We start from the raw sequence: 14,708 nt of genomic DNA on the forward strand, positions 1-14,708 counted from the left end.
GTGCTAGCTTCCTTCTTCCTCAGCAAGTTCTCTTTTTGCCAACATATCAAGCTCTTCTTGAGTGATAAGTTCATACGCATGGCTGAGCGTTTGGTCAGCCATCGTAGACTTGAGTTTTAAAGACAGACGTCTCTTCTGCCTTGGGCTTAGATCCTCAATACACTGAAGTATGCGTTCAAAGTCACGTTCTTCAATCACACTATTTTCCTCCTCACAATCACCTAGCCGATAAGCTACCCAGCATAAATATGATGCGATGAGCGATTGTATTTTTGAGATTAAAGGAGTCTTCTTGGTTATGCAATCACACTTATAGCTTAATTATCTTAATTTAACTGTGCACAGCCAAGAGGTAGAGGGCGCGATACTGTTGCTGCTTGGTGCAACCGACATTCTGCGAGTTATATGCCAAATGATGAGGCTTTGTCAGCAAATGTATATTTGTGATGTGGTCAGCGAGGGTGCTCTATCTTTCACCAAATTGACATTAAGTTGATAAATTTCCCATGTGTTCTCGACTATTATGCTGAATCGAGTTTTTTGCTTGCTGTGATTCCAGATGATTAAAAAAATATTCCAAGACAAACGTGAAGGCCTACTGCTATTACTTGGCTTTTTGCTCATTATTGCGCCAATGTCTCTATTTGTTAGTCACATCGATCTTTTATCTGAGGTCAGTGACGCAACAGGAGTTAGCTTTACGGCCATTACTGAGTCCGCAGGTTCTAAAGGCTTTCTTATTACCTTGTCAATCCTTGTACTCATGAGCTGGAAAGTCATCGGCTTCAATCGCGAATTTTTGGCTAAGCTTTTCCAACTTGGGGTGATTCTTGTTATCGGCTTTGCTGCCAAGACTGGCCTTAAACATGTCACAGAAAGCCCAAGACCTTACACTGAATTATTAACTCACCAACTTCTCATTCCTAACCCTGTACATTTCTACAAATTAGATGCGATACAGAAAGAAGAGGTGATCAACGAAATCTCACAGCAGGTGTCGCCGTGGCGCACCAGTCACTGGCAAGGTGAAAAAGATTACTCATTCCCTTCAGGGCACACAATTTTTGCATCCATCTGTTTAGCATTTTTTGGCGGGCTATTTATGCAGCATAAACGCTACGGTTTGGCGTTAATGGTTGGTGTGTGGGCCATCTGTGTTGGTTATAGCCGTCTATGGCTGGGCATGCATAGGCCAATCGATCTTGTTGGCTCGATTCTATTTGTTGCTGCCGTTTATACCTTGATGCCAAGCTTTTCTCAATTAGGTCAATGGGTGATGCTGAGACTGAAGTATCCTACCCATGTTCATCGTTAGTTGATTTCACCTATACCAACTTAGGGCTCTAGTTTAGAGCCCTTTTTTATTTAACAGTCTATAAATAAACAGTAATGATTTGGTTAGGTTTCATTTGGCATTGTTGTCTAACTATTGTTCGCTGTTTAGTATCGAAAATTCTACTTCGCTCGTTATAAGGATACTCAATGACTTCGGAGACGATTGCGCTAACCCTTGCTAGTGTTGGCTTACTGGGTTTGATTTGCCAATGGGTGGCATGGCAGCTAAAACTTCCTGCTATTTTATTTCTGCTCATCGCTGGTTTACTAGTGGGCCCTGTGCTTGGCTTGTTTTCTCCCCAAGAAGCGTTAGGGGACCTCTTCTTTCCTGTGATTTCTTTAGCAGTAGCCGTGATCCTTTTTGAAGGTAGCTTAACTCTAAATTTTAAGCAGATTAAAGGGATCAGTAAGAGTGTTTGGAGCATAGTAACGCTTGGCGCTGTGGTGTCATGGATTATTACCACCGTAGCGACGCACTATTTGTTAGGTCTAGATTGGTCATTGGCGTTCTTATTCGGCAGCCTGACGGTGGTCACTGGACCCACTGTGATTGTCCCTTTATTACGAACGGTCAGACCAAACTCTAAACTCTCCAATATTTTACGTTGGGAAGGGATACTGATTGATCCTCTGGGTGCGCTGTTTGTGGTGATGGTGTACGAGTTTATTGTCTCGCATAGTCAAATGCACAGCTTAGCGGTATTTGGTCTGATTATGGTGATTGGTTTTTCCGTAGGCATCGCTGCAGGCGTGCTAGTTGCCGCTATGATTCGCCGCCACTGGTTACCGGAATACTTACAGCCTTTTGCCGTGCTGACGATTTTGCTCGGTGTGTTTGCACTCTCGAATTATCTAGAGCATGAGTCGGGTCTGTTGACGGTGACAGTGATGGGTATTTGGTTGGCAAACGCTAAGGGAGTCAACATCAGTCATATTCTTCACTTTAAAGAAAACCTGACTATTTTGTTTATTTCTGGTTTGTTTATTCTTCTTGCGGCTCGAGTTGAGTTAACGGATTTTGCTCAGCTAGGTTGGGCGGCACTAGCATTGTTTGTTGTCATTCAATTGGTATCGCGCCCAGTTTCAATCTTCTTATCCACCATGCGAAGTAATCTAGAGATTAAAGAGAAAGCCTTTCTTGCTTGGGTGGCACCAAGAGGCATTGTTGCGGCAGCGGTGTCATCTCTATTTGCCATTAAGTTAACTCAGCAAAATGTTGAGCAAGCCAATCTACTGGTGCCGCTTATTTTCATGGTCATCATCGGCACCGTGGTACTACAAAGTGCCACGGCTCGTCCGGTTGCCAATCTACTTGGAGTTGCTGAGCCCGCGCCGAGAGGCTTTCTAATTGTTGGCGCTAACGACGTCGCGAGAACCTTGGGTAAAGCGATTCAAACCTATGACTGCCGCGTGCTTATGTCAGACACCAACTGGGACTACGTCAGTAAAGCGCGAATGGGTGGCTTTGACAGCTATTACGGCAATCCAACATCGAGTCATGCTGATGAATACCTTGATTTGATTGGGATAGGGCAGGTGTTAGCGGTGACCCCCGACCAGCACTTAAACTCGGTGGCGAGTGTTCATTTCTCGAATGAATTTGGTCATCGTAAAGTGTTTAGCCTGCAAGATAAGAAAGAGCAAGAGAGGTTAGATAAGCACAGTCATAACTCGGAACATGCCTATTCCTTGTTGCTAGGAGGTAGCACAAGTTACAAAAAGCTGGCGAGTCTAATCAGCCAAGGCGCTGAAATTAAACACACCAAGCTCAGTGATAGCTTTGGCTACGAGGATTACCAAGAGCAGTATAAATCGGCAACAGTGGTCCCTTTGTTTATTGTTAATGGTAAAAATCAGATCCAAGTGTTGGCTCAAGCGGATGAATCCTCGCCTGCGAGTGGTGATATTGTCATTTCATTAGTGAAAGAGAGTTAACGATTAACCTTATAGCCATTGCTTTTTAGTGCCTATTTCAACGATTTGTGATGCATAGCCATCTCCATTTTTGATCTAACGCAATCAAGCTTGTGACTACCTCTTTTGGGGTGGTCGAATACAATGACAACTCACATAAACTAGAGCGTAAACAACTACAATTAACATGGTTATACGTATAAGAAGCCGAATACAGAGAAGTACTCTGTTAGAAGAGGCTTCAACTAGGACAATGTGATGAGCAAGCCTAAAACGACAACTTCTGAAAGCCGTCGGCGATTTTTACGCGATACGGCGCGAACGGCTGCAGGTGTGGGCGCCGCAGCAACTATCTTGGGTTTACAGTCAGTACAAACACAAGCGCGAGACGGCAGCGGAGTGCCCGTTCGTCCGCCTGGGACGCTGGCTAAAGGAGAGTTTGAAAAAGCCTGCACACGTTGCGGACTCTGTGTTCAAGCTTGCCCCTATGACACGCTAAAACTCGCGACATTACTTTCATCTGTAGAGTCAGGTACACCTTACTTTAACGCCCGCGATATCCCTTGTGAGATGTGTGAAGACATTCCTTGTGTTGTTGCTTGCCCGAGTGGCGCTCTCGATCCTTCTTTGACGGATATTGATGATGCACGCATGGGCACGGCAGTGCTCATTGACCATGAAGCCTGTCTTAACTGGCAAGGGCTGCGCTGTGACGTTTGTTATCGAGTTTGTCCGTTAGTGGATGAGGCGATTACGCTTGAACATATTCGTAATGAACGTACTGGTTACCACGCCAAGCTCATTCCTACCGTTCACTCCGATAAATGTACCGGTTGTGGTAAATGTGAGCAGGCCTGTGTTACTGAAGTGGCAGCGATTAAGATTATTCCAACCGAACTTGCGAAGGGAAAAATGGGCTCTCACTACCAATTGGGTTGGGAAGAAGTGACTAAGCCTCTTGGCAATAGTGAACCAGATAGGGTGATTCCATCTGGGGCACTAGAAACCTTAGGAGGGAGCAAGTAATGGCTAAGAATTTGGCGAAAGACGCGGGTAAAGAGGCAAGGCAAAAACTTGGCTGGTGGCATGCTCATCGCTTTTTGATTTTACGCCGCTTGTGTCAGTTTGGCGTGATTGGGCTGTTTCTACTTGGTCCAACGATTGGGATTCTAAAAGGCAACCTTTCATCTAGCCTGCTGCTTGATACCGTGCCGCTGACCGATCCTCTCATTTTCATGCAGATTGCCTTTACTGGGCATATGCCAGAACTGAGTGCCATTATTGGCGTGGCGATTGTAGTGGTTTTCTATGCTTTGATTAGTCCTAGAGCCTTTTGCGGTTGGGTGTGTCCAATGAACGTCGTGACCGACTTTGCTGCTTGGCTCAAACGTAAGCTAGAGATCAAAGCGAGCTTTCGTTGGAACCCTCAGTTGCGTTACTGGCTGTTATTGGCGCTGCTGATTGGTAGTGCCGCTTCCGGTACCGTGCTGTGGAACTGGATTGACCCCGTTGCCGCGCTCCACAGAGGGATTCTATTTGGTATGGGCGCAGGCTGGATTCTCATTCTGTTGGTGTTTATCGTCGACTTGCTGTTGGTTGATCATGGTTGGTGCGGACATTTATGCCCACTCGGTGCGACTTATGGGGTGATTGGGCGTAAGAGTGTTATTCGAGTTACTGCCACGAACCGAGAAGCATGTACCAAGTGTATGGACTGCTACAACGTCTGCCCAGAACCTGTGGTGCTGCGTCAACCGCTTAAAGAAGGTGATAGGCGAGTGATGGATCAGAATTGCATGAGTTGTGGTCGGTGTATTGATGTTTGCCCTGAGCATGTTCTTGAGTTCAAAACCATATTTAAGTCAAAGCCTGAATAAACTGAAACCACGACAATAGGTCGTGGTTTTTATTTGCAGGCTTGCTCACCAATTTCCATTTCTTGTAGTTTTCTCTGTATTGCCTCGATTGCCATCACCACGGCAATCGGTGGCTTTTGGGCATAGGCGTGTAAAGCGTATAGGTTAGTCTCTGGTAGCTGATAACTGGGCAAGCAAGGGGTGAGCGTCGGATATTGCTTGATAAGGAATTCCGGTATGATTCCAACACCTAGGCCTAATGAAATCATAGTGGCTACTTGATTGATTGTGTTTGCTCTATGGGTGGTAGAGAAACAAAATGTTTTCTCGTTACCTTTGGTTTTGCTCTGTAGCGTGTGGTTAATCTGTTTACGTTGCCAATGGTTGGCCACGTAAGCTGCTGTCGTCAACGTTTCACAAAAGTTGTTTGCCTGACAAAGTACATCTCTAAATGACCCAATCTTTTTTTGACGATAGTTACTATCGACTGATTCGCCGACTCGAATCGCCAAATCAATATCATGCTGCATTAAATCAAGTTGATGATCCTCTGCGATAAGCTCAATTTTAACTTCAGGATAATGAACGAATACGCTTGCAACTGCTGGGGCGACAACACTTTCCATCAAAGCATGAGGAGCAGTAAGGGTGATTGAGCCTGATGGGATAGTCTGAGCTTGTTTTACTTCTTCCCACGCCTGGTCGACGATGGTATTCATCGCTAAACAATGGTGATAGAAGCGTTCTCCTTGCGGCGTCAAACTTTGCTTACGTGTGGTTCGTTTAAGCAATACCGTATCAAGGTCCTGTTCGAGTTGTTTTAAGGCGCTACTCAAAACGGATTTTGATAAATCGAGCTTTTCAGCGGCTTTGGAGATAGAACCATTTTCGATAATGCTAAGGAATAGGCTCATCTGACGATGCTTATTCATTTTATTGTTCTCTTTTATAGAACGGTTAATTCTTATTTGATTGTTTTTCTCCTTTAATCGTAACACTAAACTGAGCGTATTGATTTAGAGGAGAACAAACTATGAGCCAATCCGTATTAGAAGCATGTCAGGCAGGCATCACTGCGTGGAAAACTGCGTTTAACCGACAAGATGCAAAAGGGTGCGCTGAGCAATATGCTCAAGGTACAACGATGCATGCTAAGCCATTTGGTACATTTGAAGGACGTGAACAAATTGAGTCGTTTTGGCAAAGCATCATTGAGCAGGGCTTTGCTGATGTTTCTTACACAGAGACAGAGTGGGAAAAGGTTGATGACACTAGCTACATTTTGACCTCTAAATGGACGATGAATAAAGCATTTGGTGTTGTGCATAAAGAAGTCTGGACGCTACAAAGTGATGGTGAAGCGCGATTAACTTATGATGAGTTTGAAGTGTTAGGTGAACGATAAATAGCTCACGGATCAGTTTGAAACAAGAATGAAGAAAATTAGCCACAACAAAGAGTAGTGGCTAATTGTCATTGTAAATTGCTTAGTAACCCATTAATTGAATCAGATTTTCAGCAGTTTTAACCGCCTCTTTTCGATTGGCAATATTGAGTTTTTGGTACAGGTTACGAATATGGGTTTTAATCGTGGTGCCTGCTACATCAAGCTCTTGAGCGATCTGTTCGTTACTGAAACCGGAATAGATTAAACCTAATACCTGCCATTCACGTTGTGTCAGCGGACTTGTGCGCACTAGCTCGGGAATATTCGGGTGATTGACCAGCTTTTCAATAAATTCTTCATCAAAGTGCACTGAACTACTGCGCTGCGTGGTGGAAATATCTTTCAGTAGTTGCTGGGTACGATGACGCTCTAAATCGCTGAGCTCATTGCTCTTACTTAGTGACTCCAAAATATGACCAACCTTGCTGCCATCAACCAAGAAGTTACCAATGATACCGGTCTGATTAGTCAGAGAAATCGCTTCTTTTAGATGCTGGTGAGCGGATGCATCATCGTTTTGAGACGTTGCTAATACCGCTTCGACAATCAGATTTCGATTGGTATCGGTAACCAGCTCGTTCTCGCTTGCTTGTTGTTGTAAGAACGTCAGGGTTTCTCTGGCTTCGGAGTAGTTTTCTAGCGCGATTTGAGCTCGGGCAATATTGCGCCATTGAAGCTGAGTAAAGTGGTTACAGGCTTGCTCCGGGCGTACTGTCGTTTCAAGCCATTGTTCGATTTCATCGTGCTCGCCACGCGCTTGCCAGAACAGAATCAATGAAAGGGAAGCATTCGCTGTCCAATCCACATGATAGGTCGACTGCTTGAGCAAGTGGGTGATTTGTTCGATGAACTTACCCGCTTTGTCTAGCTCGCCGCGGCCAATCGCAATACGAGCTAGCATCGAATAGCTATGAAGGTGTTTACTTGGGCTGTGATTACCAAGAATATCTAACCCTTTGTAAGCACACTCTTCCGCTTCATCTAAGCGGTTCCAGCACCACAAAATCTGCGCGCGAACACGCAGTAAGAACTCATGCAGTGGTACTTGTTGTAATTGCTGCTCTTCAATCAACTTAAAGGCGTTATCTTGGATCTCAAACGCTGCTTGCACGTAGCCTTGAGCAATCAAGATTTCGCTTTGCTGCAACATTGCCCATAGCGCCTGATGGTAAACTTGATATTGGCGAGCAAGTTTTTCCGTCTGCTGCATCATAGGTAGAGCGCGGCTTAGATGACCAAGTACATGGTTAACCTCACCAACCACTGATGTTGCGACAATACGACTGCGATAAACGGTGCTATCAACTTGGCTTAATGCCAGTTCAGCTAACTCTAACGCTTTTTCCGGTTCATTTTGGTTAATCGCCACTTGCGCTCGCAAGGCATTAAATTCACCTTGCTCTTTGGTGCTCAAACTGACATTGAACTTCGACATCTGTTCGTCAGCTTTTGATAGCAAGTCGCCGACATCGTCATATCTGTGTTGGCTTTGGGCTAACCATGCTTGCAGCATACACAGCTTAGGTTCGCTATAAAGCTGTTCTGGCGTCAGTGTGTTGATGCCTTTTTCAAGTGATTGCAGCTCGCCGCCGTTAAACATCTTCCAGCCATACTGAGTCAAAATGTCTGCCGTCAGTTGGCTATCTTTCGCTTCTTGAGCATGATGCAATGCTTGGTGCGGTGATGAGAGCTTCAGCCAGGCTTTTGCTGCGGACTGATGCAGTTGAGTCTCTTGTTGTGGAATGCGAGCAATACGTTCATGCGCCAAGAATTCTGCAAACAGATTGTGGAAGCGGTACCAGTTGTGCTCACCTTCAAGTGGGTGAATAAACAGACCAAAGCGGTTTAATGACTCAATCATGCTCAGTGCATCTTCACGTTTGGTGAGCTCTGAGACGAGATGATCATTAAAGTGGTCAAGTACAGAACATTGCAGTAAGAACTGACGCGTTTCTTGATCGAGTAAATCAAACACCTCTTCAACTAAGTAATCCCAAAGGTGGGCGTGATTGAACTCGGAGAAAGATTCAGCAGATTGCGCCAAGGTTTTATGTTGATGCTGCGCTTGTAGGGCAATCAATTGCAGCGCAGAAGGCCAGCCCTCAACATAATTACGTAAGTTAGTTGCCGTTGTGTCATCAATGCCATCGGCGACTCGCTGATTGAAAAATCGAGTGGTTTCTTCGGTATCAAATGCCAGCAATTCGTCACCAATTTCGATCATTAGATCGCGGACACGTAGGTTCGCGGTGCCCAGCGGCGGCGCTGCGCGACTGGTAACAACCAAAGTTAAGTTGTCAGGCATATGCTTTAAGAAAAAGCGCATTGCTTCGTGGATTTCATCATCACTAATCAGATGATAGTCATCCAGTACTAGGTAACACTCTTGGTGGAAGCTCGAAATTTCGGTAAAGACTTCACCGAACAGAGAATGAAGGGAAGAGAACTGACGCTTTTCGGCAAGTTTCTGCGAATTTGGACAACTGCCATCCGTCGCTTTATTAAGGGCTTGCAGTAGGTAGTTCATAAAGCGGAACGAATCGTTGTCGCTTTCATCAATACTATACCAACCGACATGTGACTTATCAGATAACCATTGAGCCGCCATTGTTGTTTTGCCGTAGCCCGCTGGAGAACGGAAAAGTACGAGCTTATAACAAGGCGCTTGTTGCAGAAGGTCTAAAACTCTTGGACGAACAATTGCGTTGTGCAGTCGTCCGGGACGCGTCAATTTCGAAGGAATCCACATATTTCTATTCCCTATTCCACCATAGTGTACAAAAAACGACCGTAATCGCTGATGGGTAGGCATGTTACTTGAGAAGCCAAGTCTCGGTTATCGGCCAAGGGTGGGATTTTTGGTTGATTCACACTTTGTGCTGAACTACGCCCCGTAAATGTGATGGGAGTCACTTAAAAGAATGGATGGTAATGAGGTTTAAACACGTGTTTGCACCAAAAGTTATGAAATTTTCATTAGAACGTGAATCTTAATGTGATCGAGTATGCATATTAATCAATTGAGTATTTTGTAAGACACGTAAGTTTAATACATCAGTTGTAGGGTAAATTCGTTGGCGGTGTGATCTCAATCACCAGGACTCTGACTTGTTAAAAATTTAATGAGAGTTAGATCACTGAGTCTTGGTTAGTACGCCCTCTACGCCCTGTGTCCTCCTCCCAATACGCCGTCTAGGTAGGAGGATGTTTCGAAGATTATATCCATGCACGATATGTCACAGATGGATTAGAACTAATAAGTGAGATTTCTCTGATGAAACCTACGCAACAGAAAAAATTTGATAAAGCTGCATTCCAAGAAAGTGTAAAGCAACACTTATCGACTACTTACGCGAAGACCGAAGCAACCGCAACGCCGCGTGATTGGTACTTAGCGATGGGCCGTGCACTGGCTGAGCTAACAACATTAGATCTTCTTAAGACTGAACAAGATCCTAAGATTCAGAACGCGAAAAGCGTTAACTACTTATCTCTAGAATTCCTCATCGGTCGCCTAACCGGTAACAACCTAATCAGCATGGGTTTGTACGAGCAAATCACACAGGCGATGGAAGAAATGGGCCGCAACTTAACTGACCTATTAGAAGAAGAGCGTGATCCTTCACTAGGCAACGGTGGTTTAGGTCGTCTAGCGGCGTGTTTTATGGACTCGTGTGCCGCGCAAGAATTCCCAACTGTGGGCTACGGTCTGCACTACGAATACGGTCTATTTAAGCAATCTTTTGAACAAGGTCGCCAGAAAGAAGCACCGGACGCATGGCGCGGTGTAGAAGGCTACCCATGGGAAGTCGCTCGCCCTGAATTGGCTCAAGAAATTGGCTTCTACGGCCATGTTGACGTTGAATATGTCAACGGTAAAGAAGTACGCAAATGGGTACCGGGCATGACAGTGAAAGCGATGCCTTGGGATCTGCCAATCGTGGGTTACGAATCAGACACGGTTTACCCACTGCGCCTTTGGGAATGTCAGGCCATTGCCCCATTCTCACTCGCTAGCTTTAACAACGGTGACTACTTTGAAGCTCAGCACTCACTAATCGATGCTGGCAACATTACTAAAGTACTTTACCCGAATGATAACCACGAGAAGGGCAAGACTCTGCGTCTAATGCAGCAGTACTTCCACTCAGCAGCATCGGTACGCGACATTCTACGTCGTCATGAAGCGGCAGGTTACTCACTGGCGGAGCTACCTAAGCAAGAAACCATTCAGCTTAACGACACTCACCCAACGATTGCGATTCCTGAGCTGATGCGTATCCTGATTGATGAGAAAGGCCTATCTTGGGATAAAGCGTGGGAAATCAGTGCAAATACATTTGCCTACACCAACCACACGCTATTGCCAGAAGCACTAGAGACTTGGCCAGAGTCGCTAATTCAGCGTCTACTGCCTCGCCATATGGAAATCATCTTTGAAATCAACCACCGCTTCCTACAAGAAGTTCGTAAGATGTGGCCGGGCGATGGTGAGAAGCAAGCGAAGCTATCTATCATTCAAGAAGGCTTCAACCGCATGGTTCGCATGGCTAACCTATGTGTGATTGGTTCTTACAAGGTGAATGGTGTTGCAGCGCTGCACTCTCAACTGGTTAAGAAAGATCTTTTCCCTGAATTCAATGAAATCTTCCCAGGTAAACTGACTAACGTGACGAATGGTATTACGCCACGTCGTTGGCTGAAGTTCTGTAACCCGGGTCTATCAAACCTAATCTCAGACAAAATCGGTACAGAATGGCCAGCAAAACTAGAGCAGCTAGAAGGCATAGCTCAGTTTGCAACAGACGCGAAATTCCAAAAAGAATTCATGGTGGTTAAGAAGCAGAACAAACAGCGCCTTGCTGATTGGGTTCAAGAGAATATGGGCATCGAGCTAGATACTAACGCGATCTTTGACGTTCAAATCAAACGTCTGCACGAGTACAAGCGTCAGCACCTAGACTTGCTACATATTCTGTCTCTGTACCACCGCATCATCAATGAACCTGAATTTGAATGTACGCCTCGCGTATGTTTCTTTGCTGCGAAAGCGGCACCGGGTTACCACCTAGCGAAAGAGATCATCTTCGCGGTGAACAAGGTTGCAGAGAAGATCAATAACGACCCGCGTATCGGCAACAAGCTGAAAGTGGTATTCATTCCAGACTACCGCGTAAGCATGGCGGAAATCATTATTCCAGCGGCAGACGTTTCTCAGCAAATCTCGCTAGCGGGTAAAGAAGCGTCGGGTACCGGTAACATGAAGATGGCGCTAAACGGCGCGCTAACTATCGGTACGATGGACGGAGCGAACGTTGAGATCCGTGAAGAAGTGGGTGATGAGAACATCTACATCTTTGGTCTAGATGTTGATGGTGTACAAGCGCTTAAAGCACAAGGTTACAACCCGTACGATTACTACCATTCAGACCCATTACTAAAAGCGTCACTGGATCTGTTGTTAGGTGATGAGTTCACACCGGGTCAACCGGGTCTACTGCGAGCAACGTTTGATAGCTTGCTTGATGGTGGCGACCCATACCTATGTTTGGCTGACTTTGCTTCTTATGTTCAAGCTCACGAAGATATGGGCAAGCAGTACCAAGATCAAGCGGGTTGGGCTAAGAAAGCCATTCTAAACACCGCCTTGGTTGGCAAGTTTACATCGGACCGCTCAATTCGAGATTATGTAAACAACATTTGGAAATTAGAGACAATAAAACGCTAATTTCACGATAAATAGCCAAGGCCTTCGGGTCTTGGCTCTATTGATTAATAACAACGTAAAACCCTACAAGTTTGAAGGTTAAGAAGTCCTTCGGAGAGAGCGATGAAAGAGAATAACGCATTAAAACAAGTCGCAGAAATGGCGAAAATTGCCGACAGCTACGTTAGCGCGTGGGGAGATGAAGCTAAGGTAGAAGACGAAACAATCCGTCACTTACTTGCGTCTTTAGGCTATGACACAACCAATGATGAAACTCTTCTTAAGTCAGCAGAAAAAAAGCATAAAAAAGACGTGCTTGATCCTGTGCTGGTAGTTCGAGATGGAGAACCTGTTGAAATTGCACTGAACCTTGGCGCAAGTGCTCGCGAAAGTGAGTTCAACTGGCGTTTAGATACCGAACAGGGAGAGGTACTTGAAGGCTATCTTCAGTCGCAAATCGTTCGCGATGAGCGCAAAGAGGGTGGCCCTTTAGTGTTTGCATTACCAAGCGATATTGCTTGGGGTTACCACAAATTAACCATCACTCGTAAGCGACGTAAAGCGCCGTATGAGATGACTCTGATTGTGACGCCAAAAGCGTGTTACAAGCAAGATGGCATCTTAAATGGTAAAAAAATGTGGGGGCCAAGTGTCCAGCTTTACACACTGCGTACTCAGCACAACTGGGGCATCGGAGACTTTGGTGACCTAAAGCAACTCGTCGCTGATATCGCATCGCGCGGTGGTGATTTTGTCGGTCTTAACCCGATTCATTCACTGTTCCCTGCTAACCCTGAAGGGGCGAGTCCATACAGCCCGTCTTCTCGCCGTTGGTTGAACATTCTTTATATTGATGTTAGCTCAGTACCTGAATTTGCTTTAAGTATCGAAGCGCAGCAGATGGTCGGTAGTGCAGAGTTCCAGCAACGTCTACAAAAAGCACGCGAGTCACACTGGGTTAACTACAGTGAAGTCGCAGAGCTTAAATTAAGCGTACTACCGCAGTTGTTCGAAGAGTTTAAAAAGCGTCATCTCGACAAGAATACTGAGCGTGCACAAGCCTTCTTAGCCTTTGTTGAAGAGGGTGGAGAAAGCCTAGTTCACCAAGCGGCATTTGATGCATTACATACGTCATTACATGCCGAAGATTCAAGCGTATGGGGTTGGCCTGTATTCCCAGAAGAGTTCCGCCGTTTTGACTCTAGCGCGGTGCAGAAATTTATCGAGCAAAACCAAGATAAAGTACACCTCTACATGTACCTGCAGTGGCTTGCTGATGTGCAGATTAAAGAAGCACAAGCTCTCGCTGAAGAGAAAGGCATGTCTGTCGGTCTATACCGTGACCTTGCGGTTGGTGTGGCTGACTCAGGCTCAGAAACGTGGGCGGATGATGGCAACCTAATCATGGATGCAAGCATCGGTGCTCCGCCGGATGTACTTGGTCCTTTAGGTCAAAACTGGGGGCTGCCACCGCTTAACCCACAAGTGCTGCAAGCGACGGGGTACGATGCGTACATCAAACTGCTACGTGCCAATATGAAGCACTGTGGCGCATTGCGTATTGACCATGTACTTGGTCTGCTGCGCTTGTGGTGGATTCCAAAAGGTGAAAACGCGACCAAAGGTGCTTACATCTACTATCCAGTAGAGGACATGCTTGCAATCTTAGCGCTAGAGTCTCATCGTCATCAATGTAGTGTTATCGGTGAAGATTTAGGTACAGTGCCTGACGAAATTGTCGATATTCTGCGTGATGCGGGCGTTCACTCTTACAAGGTGTTCTTCTTTGAAACATCGGAAGACGATGGTGGTTACATCTCACCAAAACACTACGCGGACCAATCTATGTCTGCGCTGTGTACTCACGATATGCCAACACTGCGTGGTTTCTGGCATTGTGATGACCTGAAGATGGGTGAAGAGCTTGGCCTCTACCCTGATGCAGAGCAGTTGAAAGGACTGTTTGCGGATCGCTTAGCATCGAAGCAAGGTATTTTAGACTCTGTCGCTTGGCATGGTTACCTACCTGAAGGCGTTGGCCGTGATGCTCAATATGTTCCAATGGATTCATTCTTAGCTGAAGCATTGCAAATGCATATTGCGGCAGGCTCTTCGACCCTGCTGAGCGTTCAGCTTGAAGATTGGCTTGAGATGGACCAACCGGTCAATATTCCTGGTACGGTCGATGAGTATCCAAACTGGCGTCGTAAGTTGTCGATGAACCTTGATGAAGTCTTTGCTCATGCAGGCGTTAACCGTATTGCACATAAGTTGACCGAGGTTCGTGCGAAGGTAAGTAAGTAAACATCAAGTTGCATGGTATACATAGAAAATGATCGAATTGGTCACTCTAAGTAGAACCGGAATTCGGTAAACTTACTCAATACTGTTTAAGCCCGCACATTGCGGGCTTTTGGGGTCATTGGCCTCTATACCAACTGAGTCAAAA

10 protein-coding genes are annotated in these 14,708 nt (G+C 45.7%); 7 read left to right on the top strand and 3 right to left on the bottom strand.

The genetic code is table 11. The annotated features are described in order from the left end of the window. Positions 1-3: 3 nt before the first annotated feature. Positions 4-198 carry a hypothetical protein gene (locus tag VIA_RS10200; protein ID WP_004412907.1) on the bottom strand — a complete coding sequence of 65 codons (195 nt, stop codon included), beginning with the start codon at positions 196-198 and terminating at the stop codon, positions 4-6. A 361-nt stretch (positions 199-559) separates the two neighbouring features. Between VIA_RS10200 and VIA_RS10205 the strand changes: the two genes are divergently transcribed. The 4 genes from VIA_RS10205 to napH all read left to right on the top strand — a co-directional run bounded on the left by VIA_RS10205 (position 560) and on the right by napH (position 5,126). Continuing rightward, positions 560-1,315, top strand: a complete 756-nt coding sequence (locus VIA_RS10205) for a phosphatase PAP2 family protein (RefSeq protein ID WP_004412908.1) — start codon at positions 560-562, stop codon at positions 1,313-1,315. 167 nt (positions 1,316-1,482) lie between these two features. Beyond that, the gene (locus VIA_RS10210) at positions 1,483-3,270 is read left to right on the top strand and encodes a cation:proton antiporter (protein WP_004412909.1); all 1,788 of its coding nucleotides are present in this window, start codon (positions 1,483-1,485) and stop codon (positions 3,268-3,270) included. A 237-nt stretch (positions 3,271-3,507) separates the two neighbouring features. After that, entirely contained in the window at positions 3,508-4,275 is a 768-nt protein-coding gene (gene napG / locus VIA_RS10215) for a ferredoxin-type protein NapG (RefSeq protein WP_004412910.1), read from the top strand. Further along, positions 4,275-5,126: a quinol dehydrogenase ferredoxin subunit NapH gene (gene napH, locus VIA_RS10220; protein WP_004412911.1), complete on the top strand. Its 852-nt coding sequence runs from the start codon at positions 4,275-4,277 to the stop codon at positions 5,124-5,126. Before napG ends, napH begins: the two co-directional genes overlap by 1 nt. Before the next feature lie 29 nt (positions 5,127-5,155). On the opposite strand, the gene VIA_RS10225 is transcribed toward napH, so the two are convergent. Beyond that, positions 5,156-6,037: a LysR family transcriptional regulator gene (locus VIA_RS10225; protein WP_004412912.1), complete on the bottom strand. Its 882-nt coding sequence runs from the start codon at positions 6,035-6,037 to the stop codon at positions 5,156-5,158. Between the two features lie 101 nt (positions 6,038-6,138). Between VIA_RS10225 and VIA_RS10230 the strand changes: the two genes are divergently transcribed. Further along, entirely contained in the window at positions 6,139-6,510 is a 372-nt protein-coding gene (locus VIA_RS10230) for a nuclear transport factor 2 family protein (protein WP_004412913.1), read from the top strand. An 82-nt stretch (positions 6,511-6,592) separates the two neighbouring features. Here the strand turns inward: VIA_RS10230 and malT are convergent, their stop codons facing one another. After that, a complete protein-coding gene (malT, locus tag VIA_RS10235) occupies positions 6,593-9,301 on the bottom strand; it encodes an HTH-type transcriptional regulator MalT (protein ID WP_004412914.1) in 2,709 nt (902 codons plus the stop codon). 525 nt (positions 9,302-9,826) lie between these two features. Here malT and VIA_RS10240 point away from each other — a divergent pair. Both VIA_RS10240 and malQ read left to right on the top strand, forming a co-directional pair. Then, the gene (locus VIA_RS10240) at positions 9,827-12,280 is read left to right on the top strand and encodes a glycogen/starch/alpha-glucan phosphorylase (RefSeq protein ID WP_004412915.1); all 2,454 of its coding nucleotides are present in this window, start codon (positions 9,827-9,829) and stop codon (positions 12,278-12,280) included. Between the two features lie 102 nt (positions 12,281-12,382). After that, entirely contained in the window at positions 12,383-14,563 is a 2,181-nt protein-coding gene (malQ, locus tag VIA_RS10245) for a 4-alpha-glucanotransferase (RefSeq protein ID WP_004412917.1), read from the top strand. Positions 14,564-14,708 lie beyond the last annotated feature (145 nt).

The organism is Vibrio orientalis CIP 102891 = ATCC 33934 (assembly GCF_000176235.1).
Lineage (GTDB): Bacteria > Pseudomonadota > Gammaproteobacteria > Enterobacterales > Vibrionaceae > Vibrio > Vibrio orientalis.